Genomic DNA, 19123 nt, shown 5'->3' with positions numbered 1-19123 from the left:
GCGAGCGTACGGCGGTGCCGAAGACCCCCGCACTCACCGAGACGTACAATCTGATGAGAGAATTCGCCACGTTGTACATGCGGGAGGACGCGCCGTGCCCACAACCGAGCAGCCGACACTGCGCGCCCTGCTGCGTCGCCGCGATCTCGGACTCGCACTCGTCCCCCGCGAGGCCGAGCTGGCGGACGGAGCTCTCGACCGTCCCCTGCGCTGGGTGCACAGTTCGGACCTGGCCGATCCGACACCGTTCCTCTCGGAAGACCTCGCCCTGCTGACCACCGGCACACAGTTCGACGAGGCCGTCGGCATCGACACCTACGTCGGTCGCCTCGCCGATCGGGGTGTCCTCGGACTCGGTTTCGGCACCGAGGTGCACCGCTCGGGCGTTCCGGACGAGCTGGTCGCCGCCTGCGCCACGCACGGCATGCCGCTGTTCACCGTGCCGTACCGCACACCGTTCATCGCGGTCGCCCGTGCCCACTCCGAGGCGATCGCCGCGCAGGCCTATGCCCGCCGATCCTGGGCGCTGGACACACAGCGCGCCCTCGCCCTCGCCGCCCTGCGTCCGAGCGGACTCGATGCGACGATCGCGGAACTCGGACGACGGCTCGAGGTCTGGGCGGGGATGTTCGACGCCGCGGGAACGGTCGTCGCCTCCCACCCCCGAGACCGCCTCGACACCGAGGTGCGCGACGCCCTGGGCGAGCGGGTGATGGAGATCCTCACCCGTGGGCTCGAAGCCGGGCAGTCGCTGGTCCTCGGCGAGCACACGTTCATGCTGTTCACCGTCGGTCGCGGCGGGCATCTGCGCGGGGTGATCGCCCTCGCCATCGACGCGCTGGACCCGGAAGCACGGTCGGTCGTGACATCGGTGATCGCGATGGCCGGACTCGCGATGGAGCAGAGCGAACAGCTCGCACGGAGCCGTCGACGCCTGCATGCACAGCTCCTCGGCTCGCTCCTCGCCGACGATCCGGGCTTGGCCAGAAGAGTGCTGGGAAGCATGCCGCCCGCTCCTGTGGTCGTGGCCGTCGCCGCTGATGCCCCGGCCGGCCCGCTCGCGGACTGGTGGGAGCGGAACCGGGTCGAGCACGGCACCGCCGTCTTCCTGGCCGAGTCCGAGGACGGCGTGACGATGTGTCTCTCCGTCGGCGATGAGTCCCTGCTCGATGAGGCGGCCGCGCGCTTCGGCATCCGCATCGGCGTCTCCGAGCCCGAGGGGTACGGCTCCTTCTCCCGGGCGCACGCTCAGGCACTCACCGCACTGCGGCAACAGGGCACCCACGGCGTCGCACGCTATGCCGACACCGTCGGTTCCCGCATCCTCACCGCACTCGCGACGGATGAGGCACGCCTGGTCGCGGAATCACGCCTCGCACCGATCCGTGAACACGATGCCCGCACCGGTGCCGAGCTCGAGCGCTCGCTGCGCACCTGGTTGGAGCACGACGCCAAGGCCGAATCCGCCGCGATCGCACTCGGGGTGCATCGGCACACGCTGCGCACCCGCATCGCCCATGCGGGTGCGCTGCTCGACATCGATCTGTCGACCTTCCCCGCGCGCGCCGAGCTCTGGACGATCCTGCAGACTGCTCGCGACTAACCTCGGCGAGTCACTCCGGTCGCAGTTCGTGCCGCCAATCCGGCGCATTTCCGAGAGAGAGTGCGATCGGAACGATCAGCCGGGACCGATCGGCGGCGCGCCCAGCACGGACCGGCAGCGGACCACGTCGTCCGCGGTCTGGGCGATCAGGTCGTCGACGCGGTCGAACCGGAGCGTCGGACGCAGCAGCGCGATCAGGGTCACATCCAATCGTCGGCCGTACAGGTCGATGTCCGCGTCGTGCAGATGCACCTCGACCCGCCGCTCACGGTCGCCGTCGAAGGTCGGGTTCGCTCCGACGCTGACGCTCGCCGCCCAGGGATGCGCGGCTCCATCGATCCGGACCCATGCCGCGTAGATGCCGTCGTCGGGGAGGCTGTCGTCCGCAAGCTCCAGGTTCGCCGTCGGGAAGCCGAGCTCCCGTCCCCGACCGTCCCCGGGGACGACGAGGCCGGCGATCGCCCCGAGCGGCTGAGCGCTCACGCGCTCTCGGGGGCGGCGATGGCGCGATAGCGGCTCTGGTGGAAGACGAGGGGCTCGACGTCGTCGAACAGCGTGAGATCGGCGATCTCGTACAGCGCGATCTCGTGATCCCCGCCGTCGAATGTGCTGTGCAGGCGGCCGGTGAGCCAGAGCGCGGCATCCGAGATGAGCACGGCCCCACCGTCGGTGCGCTGCCACTCGTGACCGCCGAACCGGTCTCCCTCACGCGCCGACAGCGAACGACTGAGCGGCTCGTGGTGCGCGGCCAGCACACTCATGCCGAGCTCGGGGACCTCGCGCAGCACCGGCCAGGTCTTCGAGGTGCGCGCCGCGCTGATGGCGACGAGCGCCGGTTCGAGCGAGATCGACGTGAAGGAGTTGACCGCCATCCCCACAGCCCGATCGTCGATGTGCGCAGCGAGGGCGACGACGCCGGTCGGGTATACCGAGAACGCCCGGCGGAGGGCGAGGTCGCGCGGGAGGGCTTCGGTCACGGCAGACGTCATTTCGGCTTCCTTTCGTTAATCAACTTTGACTAATTTCGATAATAGGCAACTTTGATCATGCAAACAACCGGAATCTTGGACCCCAGCCGTTAGCATGAGGGGCATGTCGACCACCCGCCTCGTCGTCCTCGGCGCCGTGAAGCAGTTCCAACCCGTACACGGGTACTTCCTCCGCCGAGAGCTCATGACATGGCATGTCGACGAGTGGGCGCACATCCAGCCCGGATCCATCTACAACGCCCTGCGCGCCCTCGAGGTCGACGGCTACATCGCCGAGAGCGGCACCGAGGCCGAGGGCAAGCGCCCCGCGCGCACGACCTATCGCATCACACCGTCCGGCGAGGTCGAGCTCCAGCGAATGCTGCGGGAGAACCTCTGGAACGTCGCCGCCTTCGACACCCAGGCCATCATGACCGTCGCCTCGTTCATGTTCGTGCTGAGCCGGCAGGAGGTCATCGCCGGCCTCGAACATCGCCTCATCAAGAGCGACGCGATCATCACCCAGAACGGCTTCGACGTGCAGGACACGCTGCGCTCCGAGACGACCCCGAAGTATGTGCGCGAGATCTTCGACCTCTCCACCGCCCGCCTCACTGCCGAGAAGCAGTGGCTGCTCGACCTGCTGGAGCGCCTCCGCGGCGGCGAATACACCTTCGCCGGCGAGACGGTGAGCACGGACGACGACGCCGCCCGCACGGAGTAGCGACTCAGCGCGAGGCGACGAGCGTCGCGATCGACTCGGCGGACAAGGCCGCGGTGGTCGCGCCGCGGTGCTGGGCCACGATGGCTCCAGCCGCGGAGGCGCCGATCAGGGCTTCCTCGATCCCGTCGCCGCGGGCGAGGGCCGCGGCCAGGGCCCCGCAGAACGCGTCGCCGGCCCCGGTCGTGTCGACCGGGTCGATCCGGAAGGCCTCGGTGTGCAGGGGGTCGCGCCCCGCGCGGTGGAGGACCACTCCCCCGGCGCCCTGGGTGAGCACGATGGTCCGTGCACCCGCCGCATGCATCCGGTCGATACCGCCGAGCTCGGCGCACTCCGTCTCGTTCACCACCAGAACATCGACATCGGGGAGCATCTCGACCGCCGCAGGGTGGGCGGGCGCGGCGTTGAGGATCGTCAACGCGCCGGCCATCCGTCCCGCATGCAGCGCGGCGGACACGCTCGCGGCCGGTACCTCCAGCTGGGCGAGCACGACCGCTGCGCCCTCGATCCCGGCGATCGCATCGTCCGCGTCGAGCTCGGCGTTCGCACCGGCGGCCACGATGATGCTGTTGTCTCCGTCAGCGAAGGCCAGCACGTGGGCAACCCCGGTGGGAGCTGCGGCGCTGCGGCGCAGGACAGTCGTCACGCCGGCGTCCGACAGCGTCCGCTCGAGCACGTCAGCAGCCTCGTCCTGCCCGACGACGGCGCAGAACCGTGTGGGAGAGCCGCTGCGCGCGGAGGAGACGGCCTGATTCAAGCCCTTCCCTCCGGAGAAGCGTCCGCCGGCTCGACCGAGCAGGGTCTCACCGACGAGCGGGGGGCGCGAGACCTCGACGACCAGGTCGAGGTTCGCGCTCCCCACCACGGCGACACCGGTGCGGGTGTCAGACACGCGACATCGTCCGCCGGTACTGCGAGCCCGTGTGCGAGTCGGCGAGCGCAGGAGTGGGCGTGCCGATCAGACGCTCGCGCAGCGACTGCGACTCGGACGAGGGGTCGACCACCGCACCGCGCTCCTTGAGGATCGGCAGCACGTGCTCGATGAAGTCGACGGTCGAGGCCGGCGGGATGACGGGGGCGAACAGGAAGCCGTCGAGGTCGGCGCCGTCGGCGAGCTCGATCATCCGGTCCGCCACCTGCTCGGGGGTGCCCACGATCGGGCGGGCGCCGACGCCGTGCGCGTGCCAGTCGCCGAGCACGTCGCCCACGGTCTTGTCAGCGAAGCGGGCCACCTGTGTCTGCGACAGCTCGGTGCTCAGCTCCGACATCGGGGTGCTCGGCGCGTAGGCCGAGAGGTCGAGCCCGGTGAACCAGGCGTACGAGGCGACCGTGACGTCGGGGTTCTGCGCATCGGCGACCTCGGCGTACTTGCGCTGCGCCTCCTCCTCCGTGCTGCCGACGATCGCGGCGAACGCCGACATGATCTTCACCTCGTCGGCCGCGCGGCCGTTCTTCACCGCCTCCTCACGGATCGCGGCGGAGTGGGCGCGGAGCTGCTCGACCGAGCCGCTGCCGACGAAGATCGCCTCCCCGTGCTTGCCTCCGAACTCGCGGCCTGCGGGTGACGCACCGGCCTGGAACAGCACCGGAGTGCCCTGCGGCGAGCGCGAGGTGTTGCCGTAGCCGTGCGAGCGGAAGTAGGGGCCGTCGTGCGCGATGCGGTGCACCTTGGACGGATCGGCGAAGCGGCCGGACTTGTCGCGCTCCAGCGCGCCCTCCTCCCAGGCCTGCTCCCACAGCTTGTACACGACCTGCATGAAGTCGTCGGCCATGAGGTAGCGCTCGTCGTGGCCGACCATCGGCACACCGAAGCCCTGCACCGCGGTGTCGGCGGTGCCCGTGGTGACGACGTTCCAGCCGATGCGTCCGCCGGAGAGGATGTCGAGCGTCGCCATGCGGCGCGCGAAGGCATAGGGCGGCTCGAGCAACGTCGACCCCGTGGCGACGAGTCCCAGTCGCGTGGTCTCGGGGATGAGGGCGGCGAGGATGATCGCGGGGTCGAGGCGCGGCAGGTCCAGACCCTCCACCGAGCAGATGTCGGGACGCTCGCCGGCGACGTCGGCCCAGCCCCAGGCATCCGCGAGGAAGAGGAAGTCGAACCCGGCGTCCTCGACCATGCGCGCGGTGTCGCGCCAGTACTCGAGCTTGTCGAACAGGTAGCGCCCGTTGTCGGGGTGTCGCCAGGTCGCCGTACCGGAGTCGTTCGCCTGGGCGTTCTCGAAGAGGCCGAGACGCAGCGGCTTGACGGTGTTCTGATCGGTCATGTGCGGGTGCCTTCCTTGTGGGTGGTTCTGGTCGTTCTGAGGTGGTTCCGGGCACGCCGGAGGAACCCCGGGACGAGTCGGGGGCTCCCGTCCCGGGATGAGGGGGTGCGGCGTCAGCCCTTGGCGGTGACCTCGCCATCGCTCCACCAGAGCACACGCTTGCGCACCAGGGCGAGGACGATGATCAGCAGCACACCGAGCAGACACAGCAGGGCGATGCTGGCCCAGGTGACGGGCAGGTTCGCCTGCGCGGCCGAGGTGGTCACGAGCGAACCGAGGCCGGCCTGCTGACCTGCCGCCACGAACTCGGCGACCGCCGCGCCGACGACCGCGAGCGGCAGGGCGATGCGGAGCCCCGCGAACACGTAGGGCATGCTGCCGGGGAAGCGCAGCTCGCGGAAGATCTCCCACCGAGAGGCGTGCAGCGTCTTGAAGACGTCGAGCGCCTTCTGGTCGACATCACGCAGACCGGCGAGCGAGTTCACCAGCATCGGGAAGAAGACCACGAGCCCGGTCACGATGAATTTCGGGACCATCCCGAAGCCGAAGGCCACGACCAGCGCCGGGGCGATCGCCACGATCGGCGTCACCATCACGATGATCACGAGCGGCATCACAGCCCGTTCGATGATCTGGAACTCCGCCATCACCACCGCCAGCAGGAAGCCGGCGAGGATGCCTGCGGCGGCACCGACCACGACCTCGAGCAGGGTGACGAGGAAGTTCGACCAGTACATGCCGGCATCGTCGACGAGACTCCCGCCGATCGCCTCGAGTGTCGGAAGCACATACGGGTTGGTCCAGGCCACGATCTGCCACAGCAGTGCGGCGATCACGAAGGTGATCAGGGTGGGACCCCACGACCCCCAGCGCAGCCACGGCGGGACGCCCCGGCGCGGCTGCGCCTTCAGGCGGGCGGTCGCGAGGGTCGCGGTGGTGTCTCTCATCGTCAGCTCAGACATGGGCCTTCTCCGTCTGCGCGCGCAGCGCACCGCGCACGACTGCCTCCAGCTCGCGGAACTCGTCCGTCGCATAGGCCTCCTCGGTGCGCGGCCGCGGGAGGTCGACGTCGATCACCTGGGCGATGCGCCCGGGGTGGGCGGCCATCACCACGATGCGGTCGGAGAGCATGATCGCCTCCGGCACGGAGTGCGTGACGAACATGACGGCCTTCCGGTTGGACTGCCAGAACTCCAGCAGGGCGATGCGCTGCAGGTCCCGGTTCATCTCGTCGAGGGCCGAGAACGGCTCGTCCATCAACATGATGGCGGGGTCGAACACGAAGGCCCTGGCGATCGCGGCACGCTGCTGCATGCCGCCGGACAACTGCCCGGGGTACTTCGTCATGGCCTGGCCGAGACCGAACGTCGACAGCAGCTCCGCCGGGTCGCGCAGAGCTCTTCCGGCGTTCGCCTTGGCGTTGATGCGTACCGGGAGCTCGACGTTCTCGCGCACGGTCTTCCACGGCAGCAGCGCGGGCGACTGCGGCACGAGGCCGATCTTCTTGTCCCGCGATGCCGCCGTGACGCTCTCACCGTCGATCGTGACCGTGCCGGAATCGGCCTCGAGGAGACCGGCGACGACCTTGAGCAGCGTGGACTTGCCGCAGCCGCTCGGGCCGATCACCGACACGAACTCGCCCATGCCGATCGTGAGGTTCACGTCGTCGAGCACCGTGACCTCGGCGCCGTCGACGCCGAACGACTTCGAGACGTTCCTGACCTCGACGCCCGTGCCCTGTGCGACCGACATCACTTCGCCGGCCATGTCAGAGTGTCGCCGTCGTAGAGGTCGGCGACCAGGTCGGCGTCCATCATGTCGGCGATCGCGGGCAGGTCCTTGACGCCGCCGTACTTCTTCACGAGGGCGTACTCGGGCTCCCACATGGACTCGTTCTGCACGCCGGGGTTACCGCCGGCGCTCTCCCGGACCCATGCGGACTCCACTTCCCACGTGCGGGCGAGCTGATCGCGCGGGAACGCGGCGCCCTGATTGTTGTCCTCGGCCAGCTTCGCGAGCGTGTCGATGCAGGCATCCGACTCGTCCAGGCAGTACTGCAGCGCCTTGAGACTCGCCCGCATGAAGTCCGCGGCGACCTCGCGGTGCTCGTCGAGGAAGCGAGAGTTGACCTCCATCACGTTGTACGTGCCCTCGACGCCGAGGTCGGAGGGGAGGAACTCGCTGAACGGCAGGCCCTGCGCCTTGAGCGACTGCGGCTGGTTGGACGCGTAGCCGACGATGGCGTCGACCTGCTCACGCACGACGACGGTCGGGTCGTAGTTGGTCATCTTGACCATCTCGACCTTCGACACGTCGACACCGGCCTCATCGAGCATGGCCGAGGCGATCGGGGTCAGGTTGATGAAGTATCCGAGCGATCCACCCTCGAGGTCGGTGAGGCTCTCGAGCTTCTCGTTGCCGAAGATCGAGAACGGCGGGGTGGTGCCGTAGGTCGCGACCGCTGTGAGGTTCTTGCTGTTCGCCGCTGCCAGCATCACATCGGATGCGGAGCCGAGAGCGGTGAACTGCGCCTGGCCGGATGCCACGAGCTGCTGCCCGTTCGCACCGGAGGCGTTGATCTCCACGTCCAGGCAGAGATCGTCGAAGTAGCCCAGCTCCTCGGCGAGGAACACGTCGAGCTGCCCGGCGCTGGCGGAATAGCCGTAACCGGAGATGTAGGTGATGGTGCCGGCATCCTGATTCCGCTTGCAGGCGTCGGTGTCGCTCGCACTCGTGGGGGCGGTATCGCCGCCTGGCGTCTGCGCGGAGCATGCTCCGAGCGTCAGCGTGGCGGCGAGAACGCACGTCAGGGTGGCAGTGATGCGGAATCGGGTTTCCGCAGAGGAAGTAGCCATGAGGGTCCCTTCTCGGCCGTTCGTCGTTGATGGCTCGATGAAAGTAACATAGTCAAGATTGACTAAGCAAGATCGAACTAACTTTTGACGAACCGCGCGAGGGCGGCAAGGACTCAGCGAGGGGCGTGGGCCTCCAGGAACTCGTACACGTCGGTCGTGTCGACTCCGGGGAAAGACCCGGTCGGCAGGGTCGCCAGCAGGGTGCGCGGAGTCTTCACATTGGGCCAGGAGTTCTCGCGCCAGCGCTCCTCCAGCTCGGCGGGCGCTCGACGACAGCACACCTCGACCGAGTGTTTCGAGACGCCGCGGTGCGAGGTGTCGCGCCCCACGAACCACCGCGTGTCATCGAAGCGCACGCCCACGCTGACCGAGTGCAGTCCCTCGCTCGACGCCTCGACCCGCGCGGTGCACCAGTACGTCCCGTTGCCGGTATCGGTGTACTGGTAGTACGGGTTGAAGCGGTCGTCCTCGTCGAACACCACTCGCGACGTCCACTTGCGGCAGCACATCTGCCCCTCGATCGCCCCGAGACGGTCGGTGGGGAAGTTCACGTCGTCGTTCTCGTACGCCTTCGTGATCGTGCCCGACTCGTGCACCTTGAGGAAGTGCACCGGGATGTCGAGATGCCGCGTCGCGAGGTTCGTGAAGCGATGCGCCGCCGTCTCGTACGACACCGAGTACGCGTCACGCAGATCCTCGATCGAGATCGCCCGCCGCTGCTTGGCGTCTTTCAGCGCCGGGACCACGTGCGCCTCGGGGATGAGGAGCGCACCGGTGAGGTAGTTGGTCTCGACGCGCTGCCGCAGGAACTCGGCGTAGCTGCGCGGCTCGGAGTGCCCGAGGATGCGGCTCGACAGCGCCTGCAGCACCGCGGTGCGGGCATCCCCCTTGGCCGGCACGCTGCTGGACAGGTACAGCCTTCCGTTCGCGAGGTCCGCGACGCTGCGGGTGGTCTGCGGCAGGTCGGGCGCGTAGTGCAGCGTGAACCCGAGGTACGCCGCGATCTCGGAGGCGGTGCGCTGGGTGAGGGGGCCACCGGGGTGCCCGACGGCGGTGAGGATCTCCGCGGCCTTAGCCTCGAGGTCGGCGAAGTGGTTGTCCTGACGACGCATCAGGTGCCGCAGCTCCACGTTCGCCCGCCGAGCCTCCTCCGGCGTGGCGGCCCGCTCGTCCCTGAGCCGGTCGATCTCGCCGTGCAGCGCCAGCAGCGCCTTCAACGCGTCGGTCGGCAGGCTCTTCGCGATCCGAAACGGCTCGATGCCGAGGGCCTGGAACGTCTGCCCCTTCATCGCCCGCTCCAGCGCGATCTCGATCGCGCTGCGTTCGTCGAGCGGCTCCCCCTCCAGCAGCGCGTCGATGGTGACGCCGAGCGCGCGGGCGATCGTCTGCAGCTGCGTGAGCTTCGGCTCTCGCTTGCCGGTCTCGATCATCGACATCTGACTGGGGGCGCGATCGACCGCCGAGGCGAGGTCGTCGAGCGTCATCCCTCGCGCGGTGCGCAACTGTCGGATGCGTCGACCGATCGTGAGGGCGTCGGTCTCTTCTGCGGTATCCATCCCACTCCTCTTTTGCTCGCACCCCGTGCGGGATCAGAAACGCCCCTCCACGAGGCACTTCCGGCGCGTTTTTGCACTTCGACCGCCGATGGTCGGAGTGCAAGTGGAGGCGATTCTGTCACAGAAGCAGAAGAATGACGAAACTTCTGCGTGGAATCGGTCATTCAGATGCCTGAACTTCACGCACAGTGGAACCACGCCACACCGGCACCGCAGCCGGATCCACCGAGGAGACACCATGACGAACACCGCCCACAACCCGACGCCCCGCCCCGCCGGTCTGCGAGCCGGCGACCAGGTTCAGACGGCCGCCGAACTCCAGGAGATCTGGGACACCGATCCCCGCTGGGACGGCGTCGAGCGCACGTACTCGGCGGAGGACGTCATCCGCATCCGGGGTTCGGTCCGCGAAGAGGCCACGCTCGCCCACCGAGGCGCCGACAACCTCTGGAACCTCCTGCACACCGAGGACTACGTCCGGGCACTCGGCGCCTACACGGGCGGCCAGGCCGTGCAGCAGGTGCGGGCCGGTCTCAAGGCCATCTACCTCTCCGGATGGCAGGTCGCCGCCGATGGCAACCTGGCCGGACAGACCTACCCCGACCAGTCGCTCTACCCCGCGAACTCGGTGCCGGCCGTCGTGCGCCGCATCAACAACGCGCTCCTGCGTCAGGACCAGCTCGAGCACGCGGAGGGCGAGACCACCCAGGACTGGCTCGCCCCGATCGTCGCCGACGCGGAGGCCGGCTTCGGCGGACCCCTCAACGCCTACGAGCTCGCGCAGTCGCTCATCCAGTCCGGTGCCGCCGGCATCCACTGGGAGGACCAGCTGGCCAGCGAGAAGAAGTGCGGCCACCTCGGCGGCAAGGTGCTCGTGCCCACCCAGCAGCACATCCGCACTCTGAACGCCGCACGTCTCGCGGCCGACGTGGCAGGCGTCCCGACCGTGATCATCGCCCGCACGGACGCCCTCGCCGCCGACCTGCTCACCAGTGACGTCGACGAGCGCGACCAGGAGTTCACCACCGGCGAGCGCACCACCGAGGGGTTCTACCGGATCCGCCCCGGCCTGGAGTCGGTCATCAGCCGCGGCCTCGCCTTCGCTCCCTACGCCGATCTGTTGTGGGTCGAGACGGGCGAGCCCGACATCCAGCTCGCCCGGGACTTCGCCGCGGCCATCCACGCACAGTTCCCCGGTAAGCTCCTGGCCTACAACTGCTCGCCGAGCTTCAACTGGAAGAAGCACCTCTCGGACGCCGAGATCGCGACGTTCCAGCAGGAGTTGGCAGACCTGGGCTACAAGTTCCAGTTCATCACCCTGGCCGGCTTCCACGCCCTGAACCACTCGATGTTCGACCTCGCCCGCGGCTACGCCGATCGCGCCATGAGCGCCTACGTGGAGCTGCAGGAAGCCGAGTTCGCCGCCGAAGCCCACGGCTACACCGCCACCAAGCACCAGCGCGAGGCGGGCACCGGATACTTCGACGTCATCTCCACCGCGCTCAACCCCGAAAGCGCGACCCTCGCCCTGGCCGGCTCCACCGAGGCCGCACAGTTCCACTGATCCGTCAGCCGATGCCGCCTCCGTCGAGGCCCCCTCTCCCCGTCGAGACCCCCGCCCTCCCACGCGAGCCGGAGGGGGTGTCGACGACAGGAGGGGGCGTCGACCTTCTCTCGGCATCCCCGCAACGCAAAGGACCCACGATCATGACCACGCCCACCGCTCCCCCGACCACCGCTCCCCCGACCACGGGCCCGATCCAGACGACCCAGCTGGGCCCTGCGATCGAGGTCACCGGCCCCCTCCGCGAGCGCTACGAGGAGATCCTGACGCCCGAGGCGATCGCCTTCCTGACCGAACTGCACCACCGGTTCGCCGCCCGTCGCCATGACAGACTCGCCGACCGGATGCGTCGGCGCTTCGAGATCGGCAACGGACACGACCCGCGCTTCCGCGAGGACACGGCACACATCCGGGAAGACCGTGACTGGCGTGTCGCCGGCGCAGGACCCGGTCTCGAGGACCGGCGCGTCGAGATCACCGGCCCGACCGACCCGAAGATGACGATCAACGCGCTCAACTCCGGCGCACGCGTGTGGCTCGCCGACCAGGAGGATGCCACGAGCCCGACCTGGAAGAACGTGATCGAGGGGCAGCTCTCACTGCGCGACGCCATCCGCGGCGAGCTGTCGTTCACCTCCCCGGAAGGCAAGGAGTACCGCGTCACGGCGGAGCGCACCCCCACGATCGTGATGCGCCCGCGCGGATGGCACCTGCCGGAGAATCACATCGCGTTCACCGACCGTGCGGGTCGTCGCACCTCGGCGTCCGGCTCCCTCGTCGACTTCGGGCTGTACTTCCTGCACAACGCTCAGGCGCTGATCGAGAGCGGCCGCGGACCGTACTTCTACATCGCCAAGCTCGAGTCGAGCGAGGAGGCGAAGCTGTGGGACGACGTCTTCTCCTTCAGCGAGGAGTACATCGGCATCCCGCACGGCACCATCCGCGCGACCGTGCTGATCGAGACGCTGCCCGCCGCGTTCGAGATGGACGAGATCCTCTACGAGCTGCGCGACCACTGCGCGGGGCTGAACGCCGGGCGGTGGGACTACATCTTCTCGATCATCAAGAACTACCGGGGTCGCGGCGCGCGGTTCGTGCTCCCCGACCGCAGCGAGGTCACGATGACGGTGCCGTTCATGCGGGCGTACACCGACCTGCTCGTGCAGACCTGCCACAAGCGGGGAGCCTTTGCGATCGGCGGCATGAGCGCGTTCATCCCGAACCGTCGTGACCCCGAGGTGACGGCGCGTGCCATCGAGAAGGTCACCGCCGACAAGAAGCGCGAGGCGGGCGACGGCTTCGACGGCACCTGGGTCGCGCACCCCGACCTGATCCCCACGGCGCAGGCGGAGTTCGACGCCGTCCTGGGCGTTCGTCCGAATCAGGTCGACCGTCAGCGCGACGATGTGCACGTGGAGGCGCGCGATCTGCTCGACCTGCACATCGGACGGCCGATCACCGCGCAGGGTGTGCGGGACAACGTCTCGGTCGCCATCCGCTACCTCGAAGCCTGGCTGCGCGGACTGGGCGCCGTGGCCATCGACAACCTGATGGAGGATGCCGCGACCGCGGAGATCAGCCGTTCGCAGGTGTGGCAGTGGATCCACCAGGACCGCACCACCGAGGACGGCACCCCCATCACCGCCGAGTACGTCGAGGGACTGATCGCGCAGGTGCTGGCTCAGGCGACGCGCAGCCACGGCGACCGCTTCGACGATGCGGCGGAGATCTTCCGTGAGGTCGCGCTGCGGGAGGAGTTCCCGACCTTCCTCACACTCGGTGCCTACAGCCGGTTCCTGGTCGACGAGGACTGAGCGATAGACGAAGAGCCCTCGGGGTCGCGGCGGACACCGCACCCGGGGGCTCTTCCCGGTCCCGAGCCGGGCCGATCGGGCGGGCTGACCGGGAAGGCTTGGCCGGGAGCGCGGTACGGCGCCTGACTCGCGAGCCTGCTCAGCGAGCCTCGCCCGGCTCGGCGTCGAGGCGTTCGCGGATCTCCGCGTCCAGCACGAGATCCGCCGCACCCAACGCCTCCTCCAACTGGGCGAGCGACGACACCCCGACGACCGGGATCACCGGCACCTGTGCACCGAGGAGCCACGCCAGGGCGACCTGGTTCGGTGTCGCGCCGATCTCCCCGGCGACCTCGTGCAGCAGCGCACGGCGAGCATGACTGGACGGATGATCGACGCCGCCCCACAGCGGCTTGTCGAGACGCGCGATCCCTCCCTGATGCAGCGGTGAGTACACAGTGACGGCGAGCGGCGGACGCTCGGCGGTGCCGGTGGAGGCCGCGTAGTCGAGCAGCCCGGGGGTGACGAAGTTGTTCCGCCCGAGGCGTGGCGCGGGGTACAGGTAGCTGTACTGCTGCTGCACTACGCCGTAGGGCGCGATGCCGAGTCGCCGCGCTTCCTCTCGCGCCTCCACCACCCTCCAGGTCGGGACGTTGGAGATGCCGGTGATGCCGACGAGGCCCTCCGCCTGAAGTTCGCCGAACGCGCCGACCGTCTCAGCGAGCGGAACCTCGCTGTCGTCCACGTGCCCGTACAGCACGTCGATGTGATCGATGCCCAGGTGCCGTGCGCTCTCGGGAGCCTGCCGTCGGATGACCTCGGCGGAGAGCCCCTCGAAGTTCGTCGGCGGGGTGTTCGACAGGGGCTTGGACGGATCCTTCTGCGCGGCGCCGAGTTTGGTGGCGATGCGCAGCGCGTCACGGTTGCCGCGGTCACCCATCCAGCGCCCGAGCAGATCCTCGCTGTCGCGACCGGTGCCGTTGCCCCAGAGGCTGTAGTTGTTGGCGGTGTCGATGAACGTGCCGCCCGCCTCGACGAAGCGGTCGAGGATCGCACGCGCGGTGGCCTCATCGGTGCGGGTGCCGAAGTTCATGGCCCCCAGGCACAGGGTCGAGACGTCGAACGAGGTACGGCCGTCGGAGAGGGTGCGGTATTGCATGGAGGTCCTTTCTCGGGGGATGGCTCCACGCTAGAGACCAATCGGCTCGGGGATACACTCCAATCACGATGCAGAACACCAGACCGATTCTCGCGTGGGAGACCCTCCTCGACCTGGGCGCCGAGAGCGGGTCTTCCGTGCGCCTGCCGCTACGGGATCGGGTGGAGTCAGCCGTACGCCGAGCGATCGACGAGGGACGACTCTCCCCCGGAGCCGCGGTGCCGCCGAGCCGGGCCCTGGCGGAGACGCTGGGAGTCTCACGGTGGGTGGTGACCGAGGCCTACGGGCAGCTCGTCGCCGAGGGCGTGCTGGAAGCGCGGACCGGGTCCGCGACGAGGGTCGCCGAACGGCCGGTGATGCCGAACGCCGCCCGCCTCCCCGATCGTCCGTGGCCGCGCGACCTCGCACCGAGACCCGCAGAGGCCCCCGCGTCACCCATCCGCTACGACCTGCGCCCGGGCATCCCCGACCTCCGCTCCACTCCTCGATCACGGTGGGCGGCAGCCGTGCGCGCCGGTCTCGCCGACCTCCCCGATCGCGACCTCATCGCCGCGCATCCCTTCGGATACGCTCCCGCCCGCGCCGCCGTCGCCGCCTACCTCGCCCGATCGCGCCATGCGGATGCCGAACCCGATCGCGTCTCGATCACCCACGGCGCGACCGACGGCATGGACATCCTCACGCGGGAACTGCACGGGCGCGGGCACCGGACGATCCTGGTGGAGGACCCGAGCTGGCCACGACTGCGCGCGGTCGCCGAACACAACGGACTGCGTCCGGTGCCTGTCCCGGTCGATGACGACGGCGTCGACACCGAGATGCTCGCCGCCCTCGCCGCTCGCACGGGCGCACGTGCCGCGCTCGTGACTCCGGCGCACCAGTTCCCGCTCGGAGCCGCGCTCGCGCCCGCCCGTCGCGAGCAGCTGGTCCGCTGGGCGCGGGAGTGCGCGGGGCTGGTCATCGAAGACGACTACGACGCCGAGTTCCGCTACGACCGGCGTCCTGTCCCCGCGCTGCAGCGACTCGCGCCCGACAGCGTCGTGCTGATCGGTTCGCTGTCGAAATCGGTCTCGCCCGCGCTGGGCCTCGGGTGGATGGTGCTGCCGCCGGGCCTCACCCCCGCGCCGTCCCCGAGTGCGCCGTCACTGATCGATCAGGCCGCCCTCGCGCACTTCCTCACCCAGGGTGACTTCGAGCGACACCTGCGATCTTCGCGCACACGGTTCCGTCGTCGGAGGCAACGGCTGCTCGACGCGCTCACGGCCGAGCTCCCTGAGCTGCGGGTGTCGGGCATCGCCGCCGGCATGCACCTGGTGCTGACATTGCCGACCCACGCCCGTGCGTCCGCCGTGGTCGACGCCGGGTCCGCCGAGGGGCTCGCGCTCACCCCGCTGCACCGCTACACCGACGCGGCCGATCCTCCGGATGCGCTCGTCCTCGGGTACGGAAACCTCGATGATGCACTCGTCGAGGAGGCGGTGGCTCGCTTGGCGGCGGTCCTGGACTCCCCGCTCGTCCGCTGACGACTCACTCCGCTCAGTGGAACGACGCGGCCACCGAGTTGCGGTGATAGTCGAACACGATGCTGGTGCGGGTGGAGGCGACGCTGCTCTGGGCCGACAGATGCTCGAGCACGAACTCCCGCATCTCCGATGAGTCGGCGACCGCGATGTGCAGGAGGAAGTCGTCGTCACCGCCGAGGAAGAACACCTGGATCACGGGCGGGAGGACACGCACCCGGTCCGCGAACTCGACGATGCTCTCCCGGCGACCGCTCGGACGCAGGGTCACCCCGATGATCGCCTGGAGCCCGGCCCCCAGCTTCCGCTCGTCCACGCTCGCGTGGAACCCGGTGATCACCCCCCGATCGATCAGCGCGCGCAACCGCGTGTGGGCCGTCGACGGTGCGACCCCGAGCCGAGCGGCGAGCTCCGCATTCGTCATCCGTCCGTCGGCGGTGAGCAGCTGCACGATCCTCGCGTCGATCGCATCGAGCGCGGGCGCCCGAACGCTGTTCGGCCCCGGGGCGTCAGAAGGCATCTCCATACGAAGCATTATTCAGGATTTCGGGCATCGACGAATAGTCTTCAGTGATTCTGTTGATCTGGCGATGTTTCTGCGATCCTGGGTCGGTCACCTCATCACACCCCTGGAGGATCAATGAAGATCGGCGTCCCCACCGAGGTCAAGAACAACGAGAACCGCGTCGCCCTCACCCCGGCCGGCGCCGATCGGCTGGTCCACGAAGGCCACCGCGTGCTCGTGCAGACCGGCGCAGGGCTCGGCTCCGGCATCACGGACGAGACCTACCGCGCCGCCGGCGCCGAGATCGTCGCGACCGCCGCCGAGGCCTGGGGCGAAGCCGATCTGCTGCTCAAGGTCAAGGAGCCGATCGCCCAGGAGTACGGCTTCCTGCGGCCCGACCTCACGCTCTTCACCTACCTCCACCTCGCCGCCGACCGCGCGCTGACCACCGCGCTCGTGGATGCCGGGACGACGGCCGTCGCCTACGAGACCGTGCAGCTGCCCGACCGCAGCCTGCCGCTGCTCGTGCCGATGAGCGAGATCGCCGGACGACTCTCCGTGGTCATGGGCTCGCACTCGCTGCTCCGCTCGCAAGGTGGTCGCGGAATGCTGCTCGGTGGCATCGCCGGCACCCCTCGCGCCAAGACCGTCGTGATCGGAGGCGGCGTCGCCGGTGAGCATGCCGCCGCGAACGCCCTCGGACTCGGCTCGAACGTGACCGTGATCGATGTCTCCCTCCCGCGCCTGCGCGAGCTCGAGCACCGCTACGGCGGCGCGCTGGAGACCCGCGCCTCGAGCCGCTACGACATCGCCGAAGAGCTCAGGACCGCCGACCTCGTGATCGGATCCGTGCTGATCCCCGGCGCCGCTGCCCCCAAACTCGTCACCGACGACATGGTCGCCGCGATGAAGCCGGGATCCGTGCTCGTCGACATCGCGATCGATCAGGGCGGATGCTTCGAGGGCTCGCGCCCGACCACTCACGACGACCCCACGTTCGCCGTGCACGACTCGATCTACTACTGCGTCGCGAACATGCCCGGCGCGGTTCCCGAGACCGCGACCCGTGCGCTGACCAACGCGACGCTGCCCTACGTCTCGGCGATCGCCGGCAAGGGCTGGGAGCGTGCCGCGTCCGAGGATGCCGCGCTCGCGAAGGGACTGAACGTCCAGAACGGGCACATCACCCTCCCCGCCGTCGCGCAGGCGCACGGCTTCCCGACGGACTGACCTTCCAGACCCGAAAGAACCTCGGATCTTGGCGACATCCCACACCTCGCGCGCCGCATCGACCCGAGTACGCTCGTAGTCGTGACCGAACGCGCTCCTCTCTCCCGCAAGCTGTCCGCCATCGCCGAATCCGCGACCCTCAAGGTCGACGCCAAGGCCAAGGCCCTCAAGGCCGAGGGCAAGGACGTCATCTCCTACGCCGCAGGCGAGCCCGATTTCGCGACGCCGCAGTTCATCGTGGACGCCGCCGCGGAGGCACTCGCCGACCCCGCGAGCTACCGGTACACGCCCGCTCCCGGCTTGCCTGCGCTGCGTGAGGCGATCGCCGCGAAGACCCTGCGCGACTCCGGCCTGGAGGTTTCCCCCAGCCAGGTCATCGTGACGAACGGTGGCAAGCAGTCCGTCTACCAGGCGTTCCAGGCCGTCGTGAACCCCGGCGACGAGGTGCTGCTCCCCGCGCCGTACTGGACCACGTACCCCGAGGCCATCCGTCTCGCCGACGGCACCCCGGTCGAGGTCTTCGCCGGCGCCGACCAGGACTACAAGGTCACGGTCGAGCAGCTCGAGGCCGCGCGCACCGCACGAACCACCGTGCTCGTCTTCGTGTCGCCGTCGAACCCGACCGGATCGGTGTACACCGCGAAAGAGACGCGTGCCATCGGACAGTGGGCGCTTGAGCACGGCATCTGGATCATCAGTGACGAGATCTACCAGAACCTCACCTATGAAGGTGTCAAGGCCACCTCGATCGTCGAGGCGGTGCCCGAGGTCGCCGGTCAGACGATCCTCGTCAACGGGGTCGCGAAGACCTACGCCATGACCGGGTGGAGGGTGGGCTGGATGGTCGGCCCGACCGACGCCATCAAGATCGCCGGGAACCTGCAGTCGCACCTCACCAGCAACGTGAACAACGTCGCGCAGAAGGCTGCCATCGCCGCGCTCAACGGTCCGCAGACCGAAGCCGAGCAGTTCCGCGAGGCCTTCGACCGCCGCCGTCGCCTCATCGTGTCGGAGCTGTCGAAGATCGACGGCCTCGTCGTCCCGAACCCCCTCGGCGCGTTCTACGTCTACCCCGACGTGCAGGGCCTGCTCGGTCGGACCTGGCGCGGCGTCACGCCGACCACCTCGCTCGAGCTCGCCGACCTCATCCTCGACGAGGCCGAGGTCGCGGTCGTGCCCGGCGAGGCCTTCGGTCCCTCCGGCTACATCCGCATGTCCTATGCGCTCGGCGACGACCAGCTGCTCGAGGGCGTGCAGCGCCTCCAGCGCCTGTTCGCCTGACGCGGTCCCGCTCCGTCCGGTCCCGCTCCGACCGGTCCCGCTCCGTCGGCCGAGACCCCCGCTGACCGTCGAGACCCCCTCGCAGCCGCGGTGCTGCGAGGGGG

The 19123-nt window shown here is 69.1% G+C and carries 17 protein-coding genes; 7 read left to right on the top strand and 10 right to left on the bottom strand.

All coding sequences use genetic code 11. From position 1 onward, the window contains the following. Positions 1 to 94 precede the first annotated feature (94 nt). Positions 95 to 1603, top strand: coding sequence for a PucR family transcriptional regulator (locus tag LVJ59_RS14405; protein ID WP_232763550.1), 1509 nt, complete (start codon positions 95 to 97; stop codon positions 1601 to 1603). 75 nt (positions 1604 to 1678) lie between these two features. On the opposite strand, the gene LVJ59_RS14400 is transcribed toward LVJ59_RS14405, so the two are convergent. Together LVJ59_RS14400 and LVJ59_RS14395 are read right to left on the bottom strand one after the other, a co-directional pair. Continuing rightward, positions 1679 to 2086 carry a riboflavin kinase gene (locus tag LVJ59_RS14400; protein WP_232763549.1) on the bottom strand — a complete coding sequence of 136 codons (408 nt, stop codon included), beginning with the start codon at positions 2084 to 2086 and terminating at the stop codon, positions 1679 to 1681. Next, on the bottom strand, positions 2083 to 2592 hold the full coding sequence (locus tag LVJ59_RS14395; protein ID WP_232763548.1) for a flavin reductase family protein: 510 nt from the start codon (positions 2590 to 2592) through the stop codon (positions 2083 to 2085). Before LVJ59_RS14395 ends, LVJ59_RS14400 begins: the two co-directional genes overlap by 4 nt. Positions 2593 to 2695: 103 nt before the next feature. Here LVJ59_RS14395 and LVJ59_RS14390 point away from each other — a divergent pair, with 103 nt between their 5' ends. Beyond that, entirely contained in the window at positions 2696 to 3295 is a 600-nt protein-coding gene (locus LVJ59_RS14390) for a PadR family transcriptional regulator (protein WP_047522369.1), read from the top strand. 4 nt (positions 3296 to 3299) lie between these two features. On the opposite strand, the gene LVJ59_RS14385 is transcribed toward LVJ59_RS14390, so the two are convergent. The 6 genes from LVJ59_RS14385 to LVJ59_RS14360 form a co-directional block, all read right to left on the bottom strand. Continuing rightward, positions 3300 to 4184, bottom strand: a complete 885-nt coding sequence (locus LVJ59_RS14385; RefSeq protein ID WP_232763547.1) for a ribokinase — start codon at positions 4182 to 4184, stop codon at positions 3300 to 3302. Beyond that, a complete protein-coding gene (locus tag LVJ59_RS14380; RefSeq protein ID WP_232763546.1) occupies positions 4177 to 5556 on the bottom strand; it encodes an NtaA/DmoA family FMN-dependent monooxygenase in 1380 nt (459 codons plus the stop codon). Before LVJ59_RS14380 ends, LVJ59_RS14385 begins: the two co-directional genes overlap by 8 nt. 113 nt (positions 5557 to 5669) lie before the next feature. Beyond that, positions 5670 to 6518: an ABC transporter permease gene (locus LVJ59_RS14375; protein ID WP_047522375.1), complete on the bottom strand. Its 849-nt coding sequence runs from the start codon at positions 6516 to 6518 to the stop codon at positions 5670 to 5672. After that, complete coding sequence (locus LVJ59_RS14370) at positions 6511 to 7323, bottom strand: ABC transporter ATP-binding protein (protein WP_131494303.1); 813 nt, start codon at positions 7321 to 7323, stop codon at positions 6511 to 6513. Before LVJ59_RS14370 ends, LVJ59_RS14375 begins: the two co-directional genes overlap by 8 nt. After that, on the bottom strand, positions 7308 to 8411 hold the full coding sequence (locus LVJ59_RS14365) for an ABC transporter substrate-binding protein (protein WP_131494301.1): 1104 nt from the start codon (positions 8409 to 8411) through the stop codon (positions 7308 to 7310). The genes LVJ59_RS14370 and LVJ59_RS14365 overlap by 16 nt, the downstream gene beginning before the upstream one ends. A 113-nt stretch (positions 8412 to 8524) precedes the next feature. Then, positions 8525 to 9967 carry a helix-turn-helix domain-containing protein gene (locus LVJ59_RS14360; RefSeq protein ID WP_232763545.1) on the bottom strand — a complete coding sequence of 481 codons (1443 nt, stop codon included), beginning with the start codon at positions 9965 to 9967 and terminating at the stop codon, positions 8525 to 8527. A 238-nt stretch (positions 9968 to 10205) separates the two neighbouring features. On the opposite strand from LVJ59_RS14360, the gene aceA reads away from it, so the two are divergent. Both aceA and aceB read left to right on the top strand, forming a co-directional pair. After that, positions 10206 to 11531 (top strand): isocitrate lyase, encoded by a 1326-nt coding sequence (gene aceA / locus LVJ59_RS14355; RefSeq protein WP_232763544.1) that lies wholly within the window; start codon positions 10206 to 10208, stop codon positions 11529 to 11531. Between the two features lie 143 nt (positions 11532 to 11674). Further along, on the top strand, positions 11675 to 13345 hold the full coding sequence (gene aceB / locus LVJ59_RS14350; protein ID WP_232763543.1) for a malate synthase A: 1671 nt from the start codon (positions 11675 to 11677) through the stop codon (positions 13343 to 13345). Between the two features lie 139 nt (positions 13346 to 13484). On the opposite strand, the gene LVJ59_RS14345 is transcribed toward aceB, so the two are convergent. Continuing rightward, positions 13485 to 14483, bottom strand: coding sequence for an aldo/keto reductase (locus LVJ59_RS14345; RefSeq protein WP_232763542.1), 999 nt, complete (start codon positions 14481 to 14483; stop codon positions 13485 to 13487). Between the two features lie 68 nt (positions 14484 to 14551). Between LVJ59_RS14345 and LVJ59_RS14340 the strand changes: the two genes are divergently transcribed. Then, complete coding sequence (locus LVJ59_RS14340) at positions 14552 to 16006, top strand: PLP-dependent aminotransferase family protein (RefSeq protein ID WP_232763541.1); 1455 nt, start codon at positions 14552 to 14554, stop codon at positions 16004 to 16006. Between the two features lie 13 nt (positions 16007 to 16019). On the opposite strand, the gene LVJ59_RS14335 is transcribed toward LVJ59_RS14340, so the two are convergent. Next, positions 16020 to 16538, bottom strand: a complete 519-nt coding sequence (locus tag LVJ59_RS14335; RefSeq protein WP_131492339.1) for an Lrp/AsnC family transcriptional regulator — start codon at positions 16536 to 16538, stop codon at positions 16020 to 16022. Between the two features lie 105 nt (positions 16539 to 16643). Between LVJ59_RS14335 and ald the strand changes: the two genes are divergently transcribed. Then, positions 16644 to 17738, top strand: a complete 1095-nt coding sequence (gene ald / locus LVJ59_RS14330; protein WP_232763540.1) for an alanine dehydrogenase — start codon at positions 16644 to 16646, stop codon at positions 17736 to 17738. An 81-nt stretch (positions 17739 to 17819) separates the two neighbouring features. Continuing rightward, positions 17820 to 19019, top strand: a complete 1200-nt coding sequence (locus tag LVJ59_RS14325; protein ID WP_131492341.1) for a pyridoxal phosphate-dependent aminotransferase — start codon at positions 17820 to 17822, stop codon at positions 19017 to 19019. Positions 19020 to 19123: the final 104 nt, after the last annotated feature.

Source organism: Microbacterium sp. KKR3/1 (assembly GCF_021272365.1).
Classification (GTDB): domain Bacteria; phylum Actinomycetota; class Actinomycetes; order Actinomycetales; family Microbacteriaceae; genus Microbacterium; species Microbacterium aurugineum.
The sequence above is the reverse complement of the archived record's forward strand: the minus strand, read 5'-3'. Positions and strand labels throughout refer to the sequence as shown.